Here is a 24912-nt window from a genome sequence, read left to right on the forward strand (position 1 = left end):
ATTATAGCCATAATGAATTTGCTTGCCTGCCGGATCGGTTACAGTCGCAATCCTGCCCTGTGCGTCCCGCCCAAACGTAATCTTCTGCCCAGTCGAACTAGTAATATCCGCATCCGTATAGGTTAACGTGTTACCGTTAGTGTCAGTAACAGTCAACAAATCACCCGTTGCTGCGTCAATCTGGTAAACAATACCCTCTTTCGTAGTCAGCGTATAAACACCACCAAAATAAACATCAGCGGGATTATAAGCACTGCCAGCTAGACCGTAATATTGGCTAGTACCAGCACCGTGAATGATGCGGGTGTTTTGCACCGTCAGCGTATCGGTCACGCCAGCATCAGCAACAAATGAGGGGTGATAAATGTTGGGGTCAGAATCAACACCACCAGCGCCCCTTAAAAACTGAGAAAGCGGGTCAATCGTCGGCTTGAAAGTAAACCCTTCCCGTTTCCCGCCAGGAAGCGTAATGTATACTTTCGTACCATCTTTAAACGGATTCTGACCTCCCAGTTCCGCAACTTCTCCAGTGGGTTTGCCAACAGAGGTTCGGAGGTCTGTGTCTCTAAACTCCATGCGCCAGCCGTAGCCGAAATCATCAGTAGTGCCGTCAAAGAATCATACGTGCGAGTTAACGTGATGGGTATGCCAGTAACAGGAATCGACAAATCCGTGAACGACAGCCTGAAGTTACCGAGCTTTAATTCACCAGACACATTAACCGTATCTTCAACAAAGCTGACATTCCCGCCCTGATCGTGAGCTTCCAGTCGCAAAGTGTACGAATCATTTTCCAGCAGCGAGGGGTCAAACTTGCCTAGTACATCATTATTAACAGTGCTTGTGCCTCGGAAAATCTCTCTGAAATCGCTACTGCCAATGGGCGCAACCAGCAGGCGGTAGTAGTCCAGGTTATCATCATTGACAGTACCTTTAATATCAACTGCCCCTGTAACTGTACCACCAGTGATCGCACCCAAATCAAGGCTAACATCGGGAGCGCTGACATCGCTAGTATCAATCACAGCCACATCGAATGTCGCTTGCCCAATATTACCTGCTGTATCTGTAGCGATCGCTTTTGCGGTAATCGTTCCGGCTTGGGTTGGCGTGAACTTAGCCATCCCATTAGCATCCAGCACCACAGAAGTACCGTTGATCAACAATTGCAGCCCAGCCAGCTTGGTATTATCCGTAGCCCTAGCCTGAAAAGTGATTGATTCGCCTAAATTAACCGAGTCATAACTAGCAATCAGTTTCACCTTGGGAGCAACAGTATCAGGAGTGACATTTAAGTTAAAAGTTTGTAGAGTATTAAAACCAGCCGAGTCAGAAACAGTGAGAGTGATAGGATGAGAGCCAACTTGGGCAGAAGTTGGTGTCCAACTTAAACGTCCTTGGCTATCAAGAATCATCCCTAAATTTTGAGAAGCGGCATCTATTGAGTAAGTCAGGCGATCGCCCTGAGGGTCAAATGCAATCAGATCGTAGCGATATAAAGTATTAGGAATTGCAGTAGTTGGGGGAGTAGTAGATTGAATTATAGGTGGAGTAATGGTTTTGGCAATCAGAGTAAAACCTTGGGCTGCACCAGAATTACCATCATCAGCACCAACAACCACTTGATAACTGCCAGCCACAGGGTTAGCCCAAGTTAATAAACCCGTATTGGCATCAATAGTCATGCCATCTGGAGCCGAAAGCAGCTGATAAGTAATCGGATTATTGTCCGCGTCAGTGGCAGCTACCTGGTAATTATACGTATGACCAACAGCAGCCAAGAATACCGGAGTTGAACTGATCGCCGGAGGATGATTAACAGGAGTAGTACCAGCAATTAAAGTGTAGGTTTGATTAGTGCTAGCACCCTCGTCATCAGTAGCAATAACTTGGATATCGTATTTTCCAACTTGGTTTGCGGTGGGTGTCCACTGAATTAAACCAGATGAAGTAATAGTCATCCCAGTTGGCTTACTACCCAAAGTAAATCTTAGGGCATCATTTTCTGAGTCAGTTGCCAAAGCTTGATAACTGTAACCTTGTCCGACCCCAGCAATGGTAATCGGTGTCGAGACAAATTTGGGCGGACTATTAATGCCGTTAACATGGATTGTAAATTCTTGGACGTTGTAAGCACCGTAGATATCTGTGACTTGAACCCTAACAGTGGTATCGCCAATTTGATTAGCCGTTGGTTGCCAAACAATTGTCCCAGTTTGTGAGTCAATTACCATACCTTGTGGTGGTGGCACAGTGTCAGAAACGAGACTCCATGTTTTGCGATCGCCATCTGGGTCAATTGCTGTAGGCTTGTAAGTATAGGTTCTACCAAGTGAGGTAACTGTAAAAGGTGTAGAAGTAATTGTAGGAGGTAAGTTTGAGAGTTGATTGCTGACTTGAATTGTCCAGTTTTGAGTAGTAGTGCCACCTTGTCCATCACTGACTTGCACGCTAACTGAATTGTTACCGAATTGACTAGCAGTTGGTTGCCAAACAATAACTCCTTGATTTAAAGTCATACCCACAGGTGCATTTACTAAGCTGAAGGTAAGGGGGTCGTTATCTGGGTCAGTTGCTTGTAAATTGTAGATGTAGGGGTTTTGGGTTTTTGTACTTGTGCGAGGTGTAGAGGTAAATACTGGTGAATGATTAACATGAGCTAAAACAACAGTCAAGTTGACTGATTGCAAATTAGAATTGCCAAAACTGTCTTCAACTTGAATGGAGAATTGTTGATTGCCCAATTGGTTAGCAGTGGGTGTCCAAGTTAACAGTCCAGTGTTGGCGTTAATTACCGCCCCACTTGGTGGATTAACCAAAGAAAAGGTTACGGGGTCATTGTCGCGGTCGGTGGCAGTGGTTTGATATTGGAATGGTTTACCTATTTGTGGCTGGGTATTATTTGGCGATGTCGAAGTGAAGACAGGGGGATGGTTATTTGGTACTAATTGGACTTTAAGATACTGAAGTGCTTGTCCTCCCCTACTATCTGTAGCACGTAGCAAGACGTTGAATTCTACATCAGTGGGGGCATAAGCACCTCTACCAATGGCTGTGAGACGAGCTTGTTCAGTGTATAAATCTTGGTAGTATTTTTCAACTTGGGTAGATGTGGAATCGCTACAGAATCAATGTGATATTACTAATTTATCGACACAAGTTTTAGTATTTCATGAGCGATACTTCTCCACCACCACACATATTCATCAGCAGCCACAGTTGTAGTATGTGTAACTAGATTCGTTACATCTAAACCTGGGCAGTACTCTAATACGACTTTTGTTATCTCCGTATTAGACTCTGAACTAATAGTTAATAATCCGTCACCAAGTGATGAGAAGTGCTTATATGGCTTTTTTGCCAAGATAATTTGCTCTAGATACAAGTAACAATCTAACAGCATATCGACATCATCATCTACCCATAGGTATATGCCATCGTTAAATTGATCCAACATTACCCCAGATAACAATATGCGTTGGTATCCTATATCTAATAGCTTTTCTATTAACTTCCGAGGATTAAAATCTTGTAAATTATGGCTTGGGCGAGGTGTGAAACTTGATATCAACTGAGCTGTTTCAAAATTCATACTGTAAAACCTCTATAGTGTTGGAGCAATGTCATTGTAGTTACGATGATTAGGACCAATTGGGTATGTATGAATTCCATCAGGTTTACGTATGACAATAGCTCTGTCAGCAGGATCACCATAATACCTCTGACTTTGTGGAATATTGCTTGGTGGATATTCATCATATAACCTTATGATTTCCCCTGCTTTTTCTGGAATAGGTATGGAATAAGGCTTGTGCATCTCCATTTTGTCAAAATCGAGATTTGCATCGCCAATTGCTTTTTCTGCGGCTTCCCTAGAAATCCATCTACCTTGGGGTTTACCATCTTTTATCGATCTTGCAACTAAGTCAGGTATTGGACGATCTGGTCCGTGTGGGCCTGTAGTTACATCCTCAATACGTATTTGCGGATCATTTCCAGACCAGCCTACAGCGCCTGTCTCATCTGTCCATCCATTATGGTATAAATCATACTGTAATGCTGCATATGCTTTAGCTTGATTTTCTGCCCAATTAAGGAGTCCCCTATTAGCTTCGGAAAGAGTTGGAGAAATACGACTAAAAACCTGATCTCGGACTCCTTTAGAGAGGAAAGGAGATATTGATGCAACAATATCAAAAGCACCAGTAGCTCGGTTGCCAGCCTCCCATTCTTTGAGACCACTTTGGATGCCCTGGATAGCAAAATAGATAGCAGCTTCAGGAAAAACATTAAGCAAAGCGCCACCAACGGCTCCTGCGGCTGCACTCCTTAAAACTTCACTAGGGTCGAATTCGTGACCGCTTTCAACAATTTGAATATCCTGACGAACTATATTAAAAGCAGCACCTGCTAAAGCTCCTGTTGTTATCGCATACTGCATACTGCTGAGAATGCCTATAATCGCTTCAGCAGCAGAAAGTTCTCCCAAAGATTCATAGCCAGAGGGGTCAGTAAAATTAACAGGATTAGCATTAGCATAAACATAAGCATTCTCACTAATCGGACTAGCCAAATGTCCAGCAAACGCATCCTTTGAGATAAACCTGCCTAAATCTGAGTTATAATATCTAGCCCTGAGATAATCCAACCCAGTGCTATCCCTCTGCTCACCCGCAAACTGATAAGCATTATCCGAACCCCCAGCATGAGCGATTAACCGCCCAAACGCATCGTAGACATATCTATCCGTAACCTGACCCGTACCATCAGTCAACAAGCGAGTAGAACCCAAACCATCAGAATGATAGAATCTCTCATCACTGCCACTCTCAGACTTAATTAAACCCAATCCGTAAAAATACTTCGTCAAAACTTGACCATTGGCATCATACTCTTGCAGAACCTTAGAATAACCTCTAGGATCGACAAGATAATTCTTTCTCACGCCATCGTTAATACTTGCTACTCTATTACCGTCAGCATCGTAAATATATTTACTTTGAGAAGAACCACTAGCATTAGTTGTAGTCATACCAATTAATCGATTTTCACCATCATTAATCCATTGGTAAACAACAGAGTTAGTCCCATCATCATTCGTCAACATGGAACCATTATTGTCGTAGGTATATTGAGTGACCTTAGTTCCAGATGTCTGCGAAATCAGTCGATTATTCTTGTCATAAACATACATCGTTAATCCACTGCTGGAATCAGAATCATTACGCTTTAAGCGATTTCCCACCAAATCGTAATCATAGCCAATAGTTCGATTTCCCAGATTTGGATCGGTAATCGACTCCAGCCTTAATTGATTGACTTCATCGTAAGTATAGTTAACAGTTCTACCAGTATCCTCTACTACTTTAGTGCGATCGCCCACCCCATCAAGGGTATAAGCATAACTAGACAGTACCGTACCCAAAGCATCACGAGTTTCGATTGACTTGAGTCTATTACTAGCATCATACTGGCGAGTTTCAGTTGTACCATCGGCTAAAGCAGTACTAATTAGATTTCCTACCGCATCATAGCCGTACTTCGCCAACTGCCCACCCGATGTAACCGTATCTAACCTATTAAGCACATCGTAGGAATAATTAACCGTACTAGCACTGGTTGTTAAAGTCTTGAGATTACCCAATACATCATAAGTATAACCAACCGTTCGACCATCAGGATTAGTAATCAAATTCACGCGGTCATAACTATCAAATCCATAACTAGTAACTCCTCGACCATCAGTTACAGTTTTCACTTGAGAAGTAACGGGGTCATAAGTATAACTAACCGTAGCAACCAGAGGATTAGAGAATGACTTGTTTGCTAGTCGTCCATATTGGTCATAAGCATAATTAATGACATCGCCATTGAAATCTTTAGTGTTGGCTACTTGTCCGAAATTGTTGAAAGTAGTGGTAGAACGTTGTCCTAAAGGTAAATTTGTCGCAACTTGACGATTGAAAGCATCATATTCATAAGTAGTTTTATTATGATTAGCATCTTCAAACTGCGTTAATCTACCTAAATTGTCATAGGTGTAATTGGTGGTAGCTTGGTTGGCTAATTTAACTGAAGTTAGTGTGCCCAGATTATCATAGAAGTACTGGGTGATATGCTGATTGCCATCTTTTTTTGTCGCAACTTGCCCGTACTGGTCGTAAGTAGTTTCTGTACGGTTACCATTGGCATTAATGACTGCGGTTTGACGATTGTATTGGTCATATTCGTACTGAGTTGAGTGATTTAAAGCATCAGTAACTTTAACCAGACTGCCACGACTGTTGTAGGTAAACTGAGTTTGCTGATTGAGTGGATTAGTTATTGCCGCGACTTTGCCAAAAACGTCATAATCGTAGCTGGTGGTCTGTCCAAGCTGATTAGTTTCCGACTTGGTGCGTCCTAAAGCGTCATAGGTAACTTGAGATGTTGTGCCGTCAAAGTAAGTAGTTACGCTGCGTCTGCCTTTATCATCAATACCAATCAGAGTTGTGCGATTTCTGGCATCGGTGACTGAAGTCACTTGACCGTCAATATTGTAAGTATAGGTAGTGTCGTTTCCAGTACTGTTGCCGAAGAAATCTCTTTCTCGACTGACTCGACCTAAATTATCATAGGTGTATTCTGTACGAGTGCCAAAAATATCAATCTTCGCTTGAATGCGATCTGCCGCAGTGTATTCTATCTTCTCTCTAGGATTATCATCTGGATTGTCAGGAGTGAGGTCGGGCAAAATCGTATCTGTCAATCTACCCAATGCATCGTAGACATAACGAGTTTTCAAGCCTGTGGCTGATGTCTGCGAGATAACTCTTCCCGCAGCGTCATATTCCGTTTGAACTATGGGATTATCATTTGGGTTATTAGGTGTGTTGTCGGGCAAAATGACTTTAACTTGTTGCCCTTTATCGTCATAGAAATACTGAGTCCGATTGCCTTTAATATCTGTAGTGGCAATCACATTGCCCTTAGCGTCATATTCGGTTGTGGTAACATTTCCTTGAGGATTTGTTACAGAGGTAGTGCGTCCTTGGTTATCGTAAGTGTAGCTGGTATTTAAAGTTTGGTTCTCTTGGGGGAAAACCATTGACAGAGTTTTGACTTTACCATTGAGGTCATAAGTAGCAATAGCTTGGTTGCCGCGACTATCGGTAAAGACTGTGGGATTCCCGAAATCATCATAAGTATATGTTGATACTTCATTGTCCGGCGCTGTTTGCTTGATTAATCTACCAAAACCGTCATAGCTAAAGGTTGTAGTTTGTCCATCGGTATTGGTTCTAGATAGCAAATTGCCGTGCTTGTCATAAGTTGATGAAACTATTAATCCTGTAGGCGAGATGATGTTAAGGGTTTCGCCATACTGATTGTATGTAATGTGGGTAACATTTCCGTCTCGATCCGTTATTGTTAAAGGATTTCCTTTACTGTCATAGGTATAAGTTGTGGAAACACCGTCTGGGTCTACTTTTTTGAGCAAATTATTGTCTTGGTCGTAGTCACGAGTGATGATGCCACCAAGAGCGTCAATCTCAGTGACTACATTGCCGCGGTCGTCATATTCATAAGTGGTAGGATGGTCCAGTGCGTCAGTTATCGTTTCAGTGGAGTGACTGGGATCATAAGCTAACTGTACTGATGCACCTGCGGCATCAACCATCTTCTTCAACCGTCCATCATCACCGTACTCGTTCCTGACACCAGTTTTGCCCAAGGGGTCGATGATTTTGTCCAAGTAATGCTTACGCTCTTGGTCATACTCCATCTGCGTAGTATTACCTTCCCGGTCTGTAACACTAACTAAATCGCCCTGAGCGTTATACCCATAATGAATTTGCTTACCAGCCGGGTCAGTCACCGTCGCAATTCTGCCCTGCGCGTCTCTGCCAAAGGTTATTTTTTGCCCCGTAGAACTAGTAATATCCGCATCAGTGTAGGTTAACGTGTTCCCGCTCGTATCCGTGACAGTGAGCAAATCTCCTGTAGCAGCATCAATTTGATAAACAATGCCCTCTTTCGTAGTCAGCGTATAAACACCACCAAAATAAACATCAGCCGGATTATAAGCACTCCCAGCTAGACCGTAGTACTGATTAGTACCAGCGCCATGAATGATGCGGGTGTTTTGCACCGTGAGGGTATCGGTCACGCCAGCATCAGCCACAAACGAGGGGTGATAGATATTCGGGTCAGAATCAACACCACCAGCGCCCCTTAAATACTGAGAAAGTGGGTCAATCGCGGGTCTAAAAGTAAACCCTTCCCGCTTCCCACCAGGAAGTGTAATGTATACTTTCGTACCATCTTTGAACGGGTTTTGTCCCCCTAATTCTGCAACTTCTCCAGTGGGTTTGCCGACAGAAGTCCGCAGATCGGTATCCCTGAATTCCATACGCCAGCCGTAGCCGAAATCATCAGTAGTACCCGATGTCAAGGAATCATAAGTGCGAGTCAGCGTGATGGGTATCCCTGTTACAGGAATCGACAAATCAGTAAACGACAGCCGGAAATTCCCCAGTTTCAGTTCCCCAGAAACATTAACAGTGTCTTCTACAAAGCTGACGTTCCCGCCTTGATCATGAGCTTCCAGTCGCAATGTGTAGCTGTCATTTTCCAGTAATGATGGGTCAAACTTGCCCAGTACACCATCATTAACAGTACTTGTGCCTCGGAAAATCTCTCTAAAATCGCTACTGCCAATGGGCGCAACCAAGAGCGTGTAATAATCGAGGTTATCATCGCTGACCGTACCTTTAATATCAACAGGTGCGGTAACTGTACCGTTAGCGTAAGCACCCAAGTTCAGGCTGACATCGGGAGCGCTGACATCACTGGTATCGATTACAGCCACATTAAAGCTTGCTTGCCCAATATTACCAGCCGCATCTGTAGCGTAAGCTTTTGCGGTAATCGTCCCGGCTTGGGTTGGCGTGAACTTAGCCATCCCATTAGCATCCAGCACCACAGAAGTACCGTTGATCAACAATTGCAAGCCTGCCACCTTGGTATTATCTGTAGCTCTAGCCTGGAACGTTATCGATTCCCCTAGATTTACTAGGTCGTAGTTTGCAATAAGTCTAACCTTGGGTGCTACATCGTCAGCAGCCACCGACAGATTATACTGTTGCTGGCCAGTTCCGCCATTGGCATCATTTACTGTAATGACAACTGTGTGACTGCCAACATTGCCAGCAGTAGGTGTCCAGCGCAGTCTGCCGAGAGTATCCAGCGTCATCCCCAAATCGCGGGATGCCTGATCCAAGGTGTAAGATAAGCGATCGCCATCAGCATCACTGGCTATCACATCATAGCTGTAAGTACTGCCAGGAGTAGCTGTTAGCAGTGGATTAGATTTAATAACAGGTGCATGATTTTCTCTTGCAGTCAGAGTAAAAGCCTGTGTTGCGGACTCTCCATGATTATCGACTGCTTCAAGGACAACTTTATAATTGCCAGAGACGGGAGACAACCAGGTTAACAAACCAGTAGTGGAATTAATGGTCATGTCAGTTGGCCCGGAAATTAGCTGGTAAGTCAAGGTGTCACCAGCATCAGGGTCGGAGGCTTGCATCTGATACTGGTAAGCACTACCAACTGCTGCCAAGTATATCGGTGTAGAGTTGATAATCGGGGCAAAGTTAGAAAGGGTAGCGCTAACTTGTATGGTGTAGTTCTGAGTAGCAATGCCACCCAAACCATCATTAACAGCGACAGTAATATCTTGTTGACCAAGTTGATTGCTTGCAGGAGTCCATTGAATGAGTCCACTTTGAGGGTCAACAGTCATCCCATCTGGGGCATTTACCAGATTGTAAGTAAGAGAGTCAGTATCGATATCACTTGCTTGAACAAGATATTTGTAGAGTTTACCAGTGGCAGCTTGGGTTCCAGGTGTAGAGTTAATTAGAGGAGGAGTATTTACAAGCCGGACGTTGACTGTAAAAGAGAGCAAATCAAATGCCCCGTGTGAATCTTGTACCCGCACAACTACAGAGGCATCGCCAAGCTGATTTGCAGTCGGAGTCCAACGCAGAATACTGGTTTGTGGGTCAATGAACATTCCATCTGGTGCTTTGTCAAGACTCACAAGCAAAAGATCATTGTCAGAATCGGTAACTTTTAACTCAGATTGGTAAAGTTTATTAACAACAGCAGAACCAACTGGGGTAGAGGTGATGCGAGGTGCATGGTTAGGAATGGTTGCACTACTAACGATATTAATATCGAAGCTTTGAGTGACTTCACCCCCTCGACCATCACTAACTTTAATGGCGACAGAATTTTGCCCTACCTGTGAAGCAGTAGGTTGCCAAAAGAGATTGCCTTGGTTATCCAAGGTCATGCCAGCAGGCGCAGTTAGCAAGCTGTAGTTGAGAGGGTCATTGTTAGGATCGTTAGCACGAATAGTATAGACGTAAGGAAGCCCTAATGATGAAGCTTTCAGGGGCTGGGAGGTAATAATGGGAGCGTCATTGGGAACGTTTGCTAGTGCTTGAAGTTGAAAAGATTGTGTTGTTTTGCCTCCTTTTCCATCATTGGCTGTGAGAGTGAAGTTATAAGTTCCTACAGCAGTAGGTGTCCACTTCAATAATCCAGTCGTTGGGTCAATGACGGCTCCACTGGCATTTGTGGTTAACTCGAAAGTAATAGGATCTAATAGAGGATTGCGTGCAATAATTTGGAATTGGAAGGGTACGCCTACTGCTGCAATGGAACCAGGTTTTGGTAATGCGGTAAATAAAGGTGGTGTTTGGGCAGAACCGACTTGAATTTGGAACGATTGTAGGTCTAAAGCACCTTTAGCATCTCGAACCCGGACAATTACATCTTGAGTTCCGACTTGTTCAGATGTTGGACGCCAAGCAATAATTCCAGTATTGGGGTCTACCGCCATCCCATCTGGTTTTACTAATAGGTCATAGCTCAAAACATCTCCATCTGGGTCAAAAGCAGATGGTCTGTAAACTACCCTTTGATCGACAATAGCTTGAGTCGGCGCAAAGCTGGTGAAGTGAGGAGCCTGGTTTTCTAGCGGTGCGGTGTCATTTTTAGTATTACTAAAGTCAACTCCAGTAATTGTTTGACCGCTACTTAAGCTAACTTGAATTCCTTGATTGGGGGGTGGTAGAGTTTGACTCCATCCCCCTGGTAACTCTTCAGCTACTGTATAATTGCCTACTGGCAGAGTGAATGAGTAAATACCGTTAGCATCAGTTTTCGTAAATAGCTCATCCGAGTCGCGCCGACCATTATTATTTTTATCGATGTATACAGTCCAGTCAGCTAAACTTACAGGGTTAACAGGTGCAATATTGTTAATGCCCACAGGTGCAAAGGTTATCCCCTCCATCTGCGGTGCATTTAAAGGCTCTATTTTCAGAGCTTGACCGTCCCAGTACATTCGGGAGACACTATAATAACCATTATCAATCAAAAAGTCTCCGACCATTGATTCAAAATAGGATGCAGGAGTACCATACAGAATTCGAGGAATATAGGTGTAGTTGCTTTCAGCAAACAAATTTTCATTTGGACGGATTAAATGAATATCACCTGCTCCTTGAAAAGGAATAAATTGAACATTTCCAGCAACATCAACAGTAGAAAATCCTTGCCTATGGGCTACAACAATCTTGCCAGCTAAGGGGCCGTATCTTGCAACATCATTAGGAACTATTTCAAAAGATGAATTGCCCCCGTATTGAGAGTCAAGAGTTGCAAGGGTAGTTACAGTGCCATCAGCTTTGACTCGGAAAAGTGTAGGTTTAAATGTGAAGTATCCTCTAGAATCCACACCAGTATCACTTTCAACAATTAAATCCCCGCCAAATATACCAGTTGTATCTATTTGCAAGGAAAGTACCCTATAATTCAGATTCGTAGGCAGAGTTGCCCATCTGGGAATGATTGTTGCCCCCCCATCCGTAATTTTTGTAATATTTGGGTCATATCCAAAACCAGAATACACTCCTCCAGCGTTGCCGAAGATGTCTCCTGCTGTAAAACCGCCCAGGTTATCTTCTGCCACAGTAGTAAAAGAGCGCAACGATGTGATACCAGATCCGTAAGAGCCAGGGCCAGCATCTTGTGTAACATTGGAAAATGGAACTAAAGTTCCGTCAGGCTGAATAAGATTAAGCCTAGAGGTAGTGCGAGTATAGCCGGCATCGGAAACTAAAACTTGCTCTTTTGCTTCGTAGTATTCTATGCCATATAAAGAGTAAAAACCTTGAGGCAACTGAACAACTTGTGTTAGAGGAATTGTACTTGCCGGGAGTCGATTACCAGTTCTCGGTTGTGCAATTGATTGTGAGTTGTATGAAGTTGTTTGGAGATTACTGCTATCACCAGAAACTCGTCCCCAGATTTGTCCTGGCAAGTTACTTGAAACATTTAAAGTAAAGTTTTGAGTATCTTTTGCACCTTGAGCATCCAAGACTTTGACACTGATATTATATATACCTGCGTTGCTGGAATTTGTAGTCCACAGAATTTGTCCAGTGCTGGCATCAATAGTCATGCCAGCAGGTGCTGTTGCCAGGGAGTAGGTTAGAGAATCGCGATCTGGGTCAAGTGCCTCTACCCGATAGGTATAGCCTGTTGCAGTATATGCAGTTGTTTCTGCTGTACTGATAATAATCGGTGCATGATTTCCAGGCTGTGCTTGCGTTTGCACTTTAAAAGCTTGCTGTGCAGTTCCACCTCTTGCATCTGCCACAGCCAGCGTTACATCATAAGTTCCCAACTGCTTTGCAGTGGGAGTCCAACTCACTATCCCTGTATTCGCGTCTACTGTCATCCCCTGTGGCGCACTAAGTAGCGAAAAGCTCAAACCATCATCATCAGCATCGGAAGCATTGGCTTGGTAAGTGTAACTAGTATTAATCGCTGCATCGACCACAGGAGTGGAGGTAAAAACGGGGGGACGATTCGGCGGAGCATCAATTACCGACAAACTGTACTCTTGCTGCGTCACACCACCGCGACCATCGCCCACTTCCACAAGCACTGAAGAGTTGCCAATATTACTGGTTGTTGTATTCCAACGAATTAAACCAGTAGTTTGGTCAATGGTCATTCCATTTGGTGCAACCAGCAGTTTATATGTGAGAGAATCACCATTGAGGTCTGTAGCATCAACATCATAGCTGTAGTTATGACCAGCAATAACTTCCTTGTTTGCTTGAGTTAGAATCACAGGTGCAGCGTTTAACTGACTCAACACCGTTAGATCATAAGTAAACTGCACTCCTTGAGGATTGTAGAATATTAGAGAACGCTGATTCGTTAGCTCATTCGGGTCAAACCTAGTATCGCCAACCAACTTACTGAAATCATAGTAAGGTAGACCATCAGGTGTAAAACCATCAGGATTGCGAACCAACACCGTGGGGTCACTGAGATGATTGACAGCAACAATTAGGGGAGAATCGACGCTGTAAGAGCCGATGTTACGTAAAGCGATGTCTGCATACAGAAGGTGAGTATCGGCATTGAAGCTAGTGCGATAGTACTCAGTGCCTACACTATTAGAGACATCCGTCAACAAGTTAAAATTAGGTGTTGTAGTCTGGCTTATTTGTTTGGCAAAATCTGTTTGTACAGGAGCCTGGGTGCCATTGGGTGCGTTTATTAAAGCAAAATTAGTAATCCGCACACTGGTGCTAATGTCGCCATCATTATTTACCAGACGAAACACCAACTGGGCATTAGTGCCTGGGTTAATACCAGTGAGATTCAAGCTGACAGTGTGAGTTGCAGCATCATAACTTGCACCCGCACCAAAAACAGTAGATTCACCCTCAGTCCAATTAAAGAAAGCATCGCGCTCACTTGCAACAGTATGAACTAGAGAATTACCATTGGCATCAACTAACGCCACATCAATTGCATCATGAATCGAATTTACACTAGTAGTGTCAAACTGAGGGTTAATCTGAAAGCTAAGGATAGAAGGCGTAGCTGGAATCAAGAGAGGCAGAGAACGGAAGACTGTAAAATTGTTTTCTTCTATCTCATAGAGACTAGGAGCAATAGTAAAGTCTTGAATTGCTGTTAATCCACTAGCATCCGTGACACTGAGGTGAATGTTGCTGTTGATATTCGAGAGGAAATCTCTTGGTGTCCCACTCAAAATTGCAGTTCCATTCAAGTTATCAACTAAAGTTAGCCAACTTGGGAGATTATTTGTAGTAAATCTTAAACTTTCAATTGCATCTGGGTCAGCAGCAACAATATTGTAGGTGTAAAGACTGCCTGAATTGGATGTAGATACAGGTGTGCTGGTAAAGCTGGGAGTTTCATTGACATTAGTAACAGCGATCGCAAAAACTTTAGTTAAGCTTAAGCCATTAGCATCAGTACTAGTAATTGTAACAGAGTGTTGAGTACTACTTTCAAAATTGAGTAATGTACCGTCAGCGACTTGCAATTGATTACCGACGATGCGGAAGCGCCCACCAGCATTATCTTCTAAAGTATAAGTGTGAGTATCACCAGGGTCAGGGTCAGTACTAGTTAATTGACCAATGACTATTCCAGTAGAACTATTTTCTGCAACTGTGTTACCCGCTAAATTAATCGCTGTAGGTGGACTGAAACGGTAGATATTGGTGGAGAAAGTATTTTGATTACCAGCAATATCAGTTGAACGTGCAATTAAGGAATTATCCCCGATTGCTAAGGAGACGTGGGCAAAGGTAAATTGTCCATTGTTGTCTGAAGTTGTTACCGCGCCAGTTTGTTCTAAGACTACAGTAGAATTGGCTTCGGCAAGACCTGTTAAGGTTACGGTATCAAAAAAAGTGTGTAAATCACCAACTACACCAGAGTCAGATACAGCATTGAGGTTAAAAATCGGCTCTGATGTCGTGCTGTCAAAAGTGAAAGAAAAGTCAAAAATATTAGATGTGTTGTGAAATTCATCCACTGCTTGCAAATGCAAAGTGTGGAAACCATCTGGTAATGTGCCACCGTAAATAGTTTCTAGCTGACTGCGGTCAAAGGTAAAACTACCATCAGCGTTGCGAAAAGCAGTAACATTGGTAAAATTGACTGCAAGTGTATTATCAAAACCAGCTTTGAACTCAACTACACGGCTAGCATCAATGACAGTTCCGGTAATTGTGGGGTCAAAAGTAATGCGATCGCTATTGGTTTGTCCATTCGGAGCAGTATCATGCAGTAAAGAAGCACTAATCACAGGTGCATCCTGATCAATAACTACTGTGACATGATATTGAGTAGTTTTGATATTACCTGCTGTATCAGTAGCAGTAATAGTTAGTGTATGCGCCCCATTAGCAAGTCCAGTCAAATTCAAAGATTGGTCAAATGCTCCTGTAGCATTATTAAATGGTACTGTAACTGACGCTAAATTATCAAAGTGATAGCTCAATGCAGTGACAGCAGAACCAGTACCATCGACACGACCAGTTAATCTAGCTCCTGGAGTCAGAGGTGCAGTATCAACTGGGGTATTTAGCGTTAACAGAGGTAATGTGCTGTCAATAGCGATCGCAATCGGCGCACTGACATTGCTGACATTACCAGCAATGTCAGTGGCGGTAGCAGTGAGATTATAAGTACCATCTGTAAGGTTACTAGTAACAATTTGCCATACACCAGTATTATTAGCTGTTGCCTGACCGAGGAGTTGCCCATTATTTAAGAGTTGAACAACTGCACCAGCTTCGGCGTTACCTGTAATGGATGGTGTATTTTTATTTGTGATCTTATCAGTATTACTAGAACCGCTATCATCAACGGTACGTAAATCTAAATTATTGGGTGAAGGTGTAGTTGTATCGAGAGTGAATGTCAGATTAAAGGTATCAGAAAGGTTGCCATATAAGTCTTTGGCTTGTAAATGCAGAGTGTAAATACCATCACTCAGCGTACCACCATTAATAGTTTCTAGCTGAGAACGGGTAAAGCTAAAGCTACCATCACTATTGCGTTGGGCAATCACGCTGATATAGTTGGCAGATGGCGTATTATTGAAGCCGGCGCGAAACTCAAGTATGGGATTAGTGTCAGTAACAGTTCCCGTAATTGTGGGGTCAAAAGTAATAAAATCTTGATTTGTTTGTCCGAAGGGTGCAGTATCACGAGCTAAAGTAGCACTAATTACAGGTGGGGTAATATCTGGCATCAATTCAGCGACACCAATCACAGTCGCTTGACCGTTGAAGATGATATTCCCTTTAGCACTAATCGAACCATACAAAGTTGAACTGCCATTAAAAGTAAAGTTTTTGACGCTTAAAAATAATCCACGGGTGTCAGATGCACCATTATAAGTGATATCTCCAGCAGATATTACCTTGAGATTGTCGGTAGTGTTCGTACTTGTAGTAGCGCCGTTGAAGGTAATGTTGCCGCTACTGCTACCATTGGCAATTGTGGTGTAACCCGCAAATCTTGCTCCGGCGTTCATGTTAATAGAACTAGAAGCAAATACAGACAAATCGCGGGACTGGACATTGGACAAGTTAATATTGCCGTTATTAGCAATTAGCACTACATTATTAAAATTTTGACCATTACCGTTAAAGTTGATGTCTCCTTGGTCAACGGTAATGACATAGTTGCTTAAACTAAGGTTGCCAGGAACGTTGAGTCCGCCACCTATGACTCTGACAACTTTCGGATTACTAGTAGTACCAGGAGGTGGAAACTTGTTTGTCCAATCGTTAGCATTGTTGATGGGGTTTTGGGAAATGTTAAAGGTGACAGTGGGAGTGCCTGCTGGGATTCTGCGGTTGAGTTCAACAAGTTTTATGTCTGCATAAGCTGGCACGGTGATTGTCTGCTGTGCCACTACTTGCGGGGGGATTAAATTAGCATATTGGTTGTTCGTTCCGTTGATGGTGGTATATCCTGATGCAACAGTAACAGCTCTATCGATCAGAATTAGTTTGCCATTGGCATCCCGAATGGGGTTTCCCTGAGCATTTCTTTGTACGGGTAAGGTGGGATTGCCATTAATTGTAAATCCCTTAGCTGCGTAAATTAGGGCATCATCTGTGAGGTCTGTTGGGACACCATCAAAATCTCCACCACCGTTAATGCTGATTGTACCATCTGTACGGATGGCGAAGGGGAGGGTGTCAGTCTGGCTGGTATTTTGTTGAGTTTGAACACTTAGAGGTGCAGAGGCAGAATTGGCGCTAATTTGGGTCGTCGGGTTGCTGATGCCAAGTAGGGAAGCGTCAGCTGTATTACCTGTGAGTGAATCTACGCTTTGAGTTGTAGCAGATTTTTGATTGTTGTTGCTGGTTTTTAACAGGGGAGTCGTTTTGGCGACAACTGGTTGGGTAATGGATAGTCCGTTGTCAAAAATCCCATTTGAAGGGGTGTAGTTGGCAATTTGATTTGGATTTGATTGTTGATTATCGCCAATACTTGCAGGGTTATTGGATAAGGAGGGTTTTCCTAATTCCGAATTGATGGGATCAGAACTACTAGAAGAAGATTTCAGTGCCTTTTGTAATTCGGTTAAACCAGAATTATCATCTAGGGATGCACTTAAAGATGCACTTTCTAGTAGAGATGGTGGCATTAAACCACCGTTGGTCACACCATTTTCAGGACTACCCATAACTTAACTCCTCGCCAGTAGTAAATTGTTGATTGTTTTTAGTTGTATTTTAAAAGGTTCAGCCGATTTTTGGGATTAGGTCAACTAGTACAAGAAGGCAAAAGTAAAAAGAAAGAATGCTTATTTTGTAGGCTTTCTGGCTATTTAAAATGGTTGCTTTATTTACGCCGTGTCATACTAGTGCATTATCCACTAGTTGACCTAATCCCAATATCGGCAGAATTACTCTGCCTGTTATTAATATTTTTTGAATATAGCGTTTATTAATCAGATGAGGTACATCATAGCCCCCTCTCGAAGAGCGGGGAGGGGGTTGGGGGTGGGGTTCTTGTACCTCACAAGGGCCGAGAACCGCTATATGTAGCGATGCATATTAAAGATGAATCTGGCAATAGTACTTTAGGTGTTCGCCTTTGTTGTTACCTTAAGCTAATCGTTATTATCACCGTCAGGACTAAGTAGAGGGTGTTCTGCTCTTCTAGTTGAACTATCCTCTACCTTTGGGATTAGGCTACTGCACTGGCATTCATTGAGAATACATCTGGAACTACAGTTGTGTGAGCCGCAGCTTGAGTGATAAACTTGCTATTGATAATATCTTGATAAGTTAATAAATCTGCTTGCCAATTATCAATAAGTTGGTGCAAATTTTTGAGGCGTTCTGGTACGGTTTCGCCAATTACTTGATAACTAAAACTACCATTGAACAATACAATAGGAGTGCTGGTTTCGTCTGGATTTCGCAATGCTGCTTCACTGACAGTGAGATAGAATGGACAACGCTCTAAAGTATAAACTAAGTTTAGTGTTGCTCGTACAGGTGCAGTCCCAACTTCTTGCCAAGGGCCAGGAGACAGTAGCATTTCAGCTAGATACTGACGGGCTGCATCTTGCTGTTGGTCAAAACTCATGTAGCTTCTGGGATTAAGACCTACAGCTTCGTATTCTACGTTGGGTAGTGTTTGGACATATTTTTTAGCAATGTCTGCAACTATGATTTCTGCTACTGCTTTACCTTCAATAGCTTCTATAAATATGACTCGCGTCGGTTCAGCTACTATAAGAACACCGTTGGTGAAAGCAATTTGAGATACCTGAGGGGTAGATATTGGTTGACGAGCCAATTCCCATTCTGTCGGAACTATACCACTATATTTGAGAAAATCTGAATTGAGAAGCGTGGGGTTATGATTTTTTGCAGCAATAATAATTCCGAATTCTTGGGTGATTAAGCTTTGACTCATGATGCTTTCCTAATAACTGTTACTGAAAATCCTTATGTTTTTGCACCAATTGATTGTGACGTAGATTTGAAACCTCTTGGCGCATCATCCATTACTGAACACTGGACACGTTTTTTTACGGTCACTTATAACTTTATACTCTTGTTATTCAGATTTATACCAGCGAAATTATGCCTAAAATTGCTTCAATACTTACTTAAGTACTAACTAGATTAAGTATATTTTTTTGATAAAGTAGCTGATATAGCTAGGCAATCTAATTACCAGTTTGATTTCTAAAGGTTTTTCTAAGTATTTCTAAGTATATGTAAGAGCTATCCTTTTGTCCAATATAAGTGTACCTATCATTGTCATAAATAGAACCTACAATAGATGATGCGATAGGGAAATTATTACATAGGTTCCTCTACCCTAACTTTCCAGCACCCTATGGCTCATCTGAAAATTGGCAACCAGATAATTACAAGCGCAAAAATTCCGCATCTGCTGGCTGGTTTCCAAATGCTGCCGCAGTTATGCCGTTTGTTGGTGATTGAAACAGCGATCTCCCTAATAGAACTCACTCCATCAGAAAGAGAGTGTGTTATTGAGCAATTCTACCAAAACAATCAACTGACAACACCGCAAGCTATAGCAAAAGCCTTAGAACATTACAGTATGAGTCTTGAGCAACTAGAAGCTGTTGCCATGCGAGAACTGAAAATTGAGAAATTAAAGCAAGCTACTTGGGGTACAAAGCTAGAATCTTATTTTTTGCAATGTAAGCCTCAGCTAGACAAAGTAATTTATTCCCTAATTCGTACATTTGATGCCGAAGTTGCCCAAGAACTGTATTTCCGCATCAAAGCCGGGGAACAAACATTTGCAGACTGTGCCTCGATGTATTCACAAGGGGCAGAAGCTCAAACTCAAGGGATGCTGGGGCCTGTTACCATAAGTCAACCCCACCCAGCAATCGCACAAAAACTGACCATTTCCCAACCAGGACAGTTATGGCCGCCGATGAAATTGGACGAGTGGTTTGTGATTGTGCGACTCGAAAAGCTAATTCCGGCTCAATTAGATGATGCAATGCGCTCTACACTCCTTAATCATCTGTTTGAAACTTGGTTAGCTGAAGAAATCAGCAAAGCGCAATTGACCATACATGAAGAGGAGGGGGAGAGTGGGAGAGCGGGGAATTTCTCCCATTCCCCCACTCCTAATTCCCCAGCCTTGGTAACAAGATGATAGAAAGCACTACCACGATTCAAGAATTTCTCGCTAGCATTCATCCATTTGACCAGCTTTCGATTACCAGCGTTGAGAAGATTGCAGAAAAACTTGAGCCTTTGCGCTACCGTATGGGGCAAGCAATTTTGGTCAGAGAAACCCTACCAGCGAGACTAGCCATTCTTTACCAAGGGCAAGCCCGTTTATTGGGATATGCTCCTGGTGCTTCTGCCCCTGATACCCTGCAACTACTAAAACCAGGAGAAATCATCGGTTGGACAAGCTTGCTGCGTAGTGTACCGTGTGAAACTGCGATCGCGTCAGTTGAAACTCTTTGCCTAACCCTCAAAGCCTCGGATTTCTTAAGTCTAATAGAACTCGAACCCGCCATCGCTAACGCTTTTCTCAAGCATTGCAGCCTAATTGAAATTTTTGACCTATTGGGGGCAGAATTTGAACGGCGGGGTAAAATTCCAGACAATCTCAAAGAACTTGCTACTGCTGCTGCAAAACAAGCTACTATCCTTAACTTGCCTCCAGGCAAAACACCACTCCAGCAATTAGACCCCAACTTATTGTGGTTAGTTAGTAGTAGAGGGTCTAACTTTACAGTAGGCGATCGCCTAAATCCTGCCGAACCGCAAGCCTATATCACTGGGTCAGTTCGCTTAATTGGTTTTACTGACCCGACTCTCTCACTTAGCTCCGAACTTTCGGACTCTCTCATCTCTGACTCAGACACTGGAATCTGGTCAAATGCACCATTTGCCCCCCTAAGCCCAGAATCAGCAGAAGAAATTGAGCAATCGCAAATCAAATATCCTCACATATCCGGTCGGGGGCCTGTAGATGGAACTCTTGCTTGTTTCCAAATGCTAGCGCAACACTTAAGAATGCCATTTCGCCGCGATGTCCTACGCCGTGCCTTAGTTAGTAATTTTCAGCGCACAGGCAGCATTTCTATTCAATTATGTGGTGCTTTGGCAGAACTAATGGGGCTGACCTCTCAACTGGTGAATGTTCCCGCCGTCGCTATCTCTAAACTACCCACACCAGTTTTGATTCCCTGGCAAGATAGTTATGCAATTCTTTACAAAGCCACGGAAAAAGAATTAGTTATTGCGATCCCAGAACAAGGCATTGTCCGTAAAAAGCCAGCCGATTTTGCTGAGACTTGGGGGGAAGAGGGGCAAGTACTTTTGCTGCAACCCACCAAAGAAACTCCTCAAAAGCGATTTGGTTTAAGTTGGTTCCTACCTGCCATTAAAAAACATCGCACAGTTTTAATTGAAGTATTTATTGCCTCATTATTTGTACAACTATTGGGGCTAGCAAATCCCTTAATCACCCAAGTAATTATTGATAAAGTTATCATTCAAAACGGGATTAATACTCTCAACGTTCTGGGTTTTCTGCTCATAGCAATGGCTATAGTAGAGGGCATAATTACTTGGCTACGTACCAACTTGTTTGTTGATACCACCAACCGGATTGATTTAAGTTTGGGTTCGGAAGTTATTGACCACCTATTACGTTTACCGCTACGTTATTTTGAGAAGCGCCCTGTTGGAGAAATATCCAGCCGGATCAACGAATTAGAGAATATTCGCTCTTTCCTTACTGGTACTGCCCTGACTGTTGTTCTAGATGCTATCTTCTCTGTTATTTATATTGTAGTAATGATTTTTTATAGCTGGTTGCTAACCATAGTAGCACTGGCAACAGTACCGCTATTTGCACTCATTACTTTTGTATTTGCTCCGATTATTCGCAGTCAAACTAGAACCAAAGCCGAACGCAATGCCGAAACTCAATCGTATTTAGTTGAAGTGGTTTCTGGGATTCAAACAGTCAAAGCCCAAAATATCGAACTCAATTCTCGTTGGCAATGGCAATCTCGTTATGGCAAATATATTAGTGCGAGTTTTGAGAATGTTCTGACAAGCAATACTGCTAGTTCCCTCTCTAACTTCCTCAATAAACTATCAAGCTTACTTTTATTATGGGTAGGTGCATATTTAGTATTGCAGCAAAAACTAACTTTGGGACAGTTAATTGCTTTCCGTATTATCGCAGGTTATGTGACAAGTCCTTTGTTAAGGTTAATTCAACTGTGGCAGAACTTCCAAGAAACTGCTTTATCTCTAGAACGCTTGGCTGATATTCTCGATACTCCCCAGGAAACAGAAATTGCTGGGCGTAATAACATCCCGATGCCTGCTATTGTTGGTGCAGTTCAATATGAAAGTGTTACTTTCAGCTTCGCTAAAAGCCCTAACCCACAACTTAATAATGTTCACGTTGATATCGAAGCTGGTATGTTTGTTGGAGTTGTGGGACAAAGTGGTGCTGGCAAAAGTACATTAACCAAACTCTTACCTCGACTTTATGAATTAGATTCTGGTCGCATCAAAATTGATGGCTATGACATTAATAAGGTAGAACTCTACTCCCTGCGTCAGCAAATCGGTATGGTGTTGCAAGACACTCTGCTATTTGATACTACGGTACAAGAAAATATTGCTCTAACAATGCCTGATGCCACAGCAGAAGAAATTGTGGAGGCAGCTAAGATTGCTTGCGCCCATGACTTTATTATGAATCTGCCCAACGGCTATGAAACTCGTGTTGGAGAAAGAGGTTCGGCTTTATCTGGAGGACAAAGACAACGAATTGCGATCGCTCGGACTGTATTACAAAATCCACCACTGTTGATTCTGGATGAAGCTACCAGCGCACTTGACTATGCCACTGAACGCCAAGTTTGCTTGAATCTAGCACAAGTATTTAAGGGAAGGACAGTATTTTTCATTACTCACAGGCTAGGAACAATTCAAAATGCCGATGTGATTTTAATGATGAGCCAAGGACGAATTGCAGAACAGGGAACTCATACAGAACTCATGGATTTAACAGGGCTTTATTATTGCTTATACCAACAGCAAGAGGCTTCTAGCGGTTAGTCCTTAGCTCTTAGCTTGTGACCCGCCATTAATTGAAGACCGTTAAAAATCTTTGATTTTAACGGGGGTCTTAAACCTAAAAAGCTAATAGCTAAAAACTATTATAAATAAACTTTGAGTACTAGCTGATGGCTTCTTAGCCATACTTTCAATTCTCTAAAATCTTTCACTTTTTCAATCCTTAGTAGTAACAACTACTATTTTAAAGCTAACTACTAATCGCTAATCGCTAACAGCTAAATAATTATGAGTATTAATAATGGCAATAGTAATAATGACAATGGGAATGGTCAGCACTCAAACAATGGCAATGGTAGTTCCCCAAAGGCAGCAATAACTTCTGTTCAACAATTGGAACAATTATCAACTGAGACATCCGATATTCAGCCAAAACCACCCACCACCGCACCCCGTTATATTCCTAAATTCGACCAACCTGTAATTCTCCGACAGTCTCGCAAATGGTCAAGAGCTATCCTTTGGGGTTTGATGGCTGTTACAACTGGTACAATTATCTGGGCAAACTTCGCCAAAATTGAAGAAGCAGTTTCTGCTACTGGAAAGTTAGAGCCAACAGGTGCAGTTAAGGAAATACAGGCTCCTGTTGGTGGCGTAGTTAAAGAAATTTACGTTGAAGATGGACAGCAGGTTAAATTTGGTGAACATCTTCTCAGTCTTGACCCGACTACTGCTAATGCTCAACTTAATTCCTTAAAGAAAATTCGTTCTTCTTTAGTTCAAGAAAATAAATTTTATCAAGCTGAAATGAAAGGTGCAGATACAGTTAGTCCTGTCGATGTTCCAGTGACAAATGAAATGCTTGATCTCACCAAAAGTCGAGCCGCAATCGTAGCAGAGAATCGAGTCTATCGCGCTCAACTAGATGGTACAGGTTCTACCAGTGGACTAGACATCGAACAAAAAGAACGCTTAATATCCACTTCTTTGGAATTGGATGCGCGTGTGACTGCTGCAAAGCTGGAAGTTGACCAATTCAGTCGTCAACTCAATCAAACTCAAATCAAACTGGCTAGTACAAAAGATACTCTGAAAATGAATCAAGGAATTCTCGATAATATTACTCCGTTAATGAATGATGGGGCGATTTCTAAAATTCAATACTTCAAGCAGCAAGAGGAAGTTAGAAACGCTCAATCGGAAATTGACCAACTTACCCAAGAAGGCTTGCGTTTACAATCTGCTATCAACCAAGCACAAGCTAAGTTGCAATCAACTGTAGCTATTTCTCGTAAAGATTGGCTCACTCAAATTGCAGATAATAACAAAAAACTTGCTGAAATTGACTCTCAGTTGACTAAAGCCATAGTCGAAAATAATAAGAAGATTGCGGAAAATGAATCTCAGTTGAGCCAAACTCAAATGAATCTTCAATATCAGTCAATCAATTCCCCAGTCTCAGGTACAGTATTTGAACTTAAGGCACATACACCAGGATTTGTGGTGACATCCAGCGAACCAATTCTGAAAGTTGTTCCTGATGATGCTCTGGTGGCTAAAGTCTATATCACCAATAAAGATATTGGTTTTGTTAAAGAGGGGATGACAGTGGATGTGAGGGTTGACTCGTTTCCTTTTAGTGAATTTGGTGATGTCAAAGGGAAATTGGTATGGATTGGAAATGATGCTCTACCACCAGATCAGATTTATCCTTTCTACCGTTTCCCTGCTAAGGTGCGCCTGGAGCGACAATCAATTTCGATTAATGGGCGGAAAGTACTTCTGCAATCGGGGATGTCAGTCAGTGGTAATATTAAACTGCGAGAACGGACGGTGATGAGTATCTTTACAGATATGTTTAGTTCTAGTGTCGAAAGTCTGAAGTTTGTACGCTAAGTCAGTAAATGTGCTTTGAATCATAATTTCTCATGAA

At 42.6% G+C, this 24912-nt stretch carries 7 protein-coding genes; 3 read left to right on the top strand and 4 right to left on the bottom strand.

Annotated elements, in window-relative coordinates:
* Positions 1–398: 398 nt before the first annotated feature.
* From V7K97_RS18785 to V7K97_RS18800, 4 genes are all read right to left on the bottom strand, one after another.
* Positions 399–3005: a putative Ig domain-containing protein gene (locus V7K97_RS18785; RefSeq protein WP_334802524.1), complete on the bottom strand. Its 2607-nt coding sequence runs from the start codon at positions 3003–3005 to the stop codon at positions 399–401.
* Positions 3006–3142: 137 nt separating this feature from the next.
* Entirely contained in the window at positions 3143–3592 is a 450-nt protein-coding gene (locus tag V7K97_RS18790; RefSeq protein WP_334802525.1) for a hypothetical protein, read from the bottom strand.
* 12 nt (positions 3593–3604) lie between these two features.
* Entirely contained in the window at positions 3605–17602 is a 13998-nt protein-coding gene (locus V7K97_RS18795) for a putative Ig domain-containing protein (protein ID WP_334802526.1), read from the bottom strand.
* 506 nt (positions 17603–18108) lie between these two features.
* On the bottom strand, positions 18109–18846 hold the full coding sequence (locus tag V7K97_RS18800) for a hypothetical protein (protein ID WP_334802527.1): 738 nt from the start codon (positions 18844–18846) through the stop codon (positions 18109–18111).
* Positions 18847–19275: 429 nt separating this feature from the next.
* On the opposite strand from V7K97_RS18800, the gene V7K97_RS18805 reads away from it, so the two are divergent.
* From V7K97_RS18805 to V7K97_RS18815, 3 genes are all read left to right on the top strand, one after another.
* Complete coding sequence (locus V7K97_RS18805; protein WP_334802528.1) at positions 19276–20076, top strand: peptidylprolyl isomerase; 801 nt, start codon at positions 19276–19278, stop codon at positions 20074–20076.
* Positions 20073–23021: a peptidase domain-containing ABC transporter gene (locus tag V7K97_RS18810; RefSeq protein WP_334802529.1), complete on the top strand. Its 2949-nt coding sequence runs from the start codon at positions 20073–20075 to the stop codon at positions 23019–23021. Before V7K97_RS18805 ends, V7K97_RS18810 begins: the two co-directional genes overlap by 4 nt.
* A 246-nt stretch (positions 23022–23267) precedes the next feature.
* Positions 23268–24875, top strand: coding sequence for an HlyD family efflux transporter periplasmic adaptor subunit (locus tag V7K97_RS18815; protein WP_334802530.1), 1608 nt, complete (start codon positions 23268–23270; stop codon positions 24873–24875).
* Positions 24876–24912 lie beyond the last annotated feature (37 nt).

It is taken from the genome of Nostoc sp. (genome assembly GCF_036917815.1).
Classification (GTDB): domain Bacteria; phylum Cyanobacteriota; class Cyanobacteriia; order Cyanobacteriales; family Nostocaceae; genus Nostoc.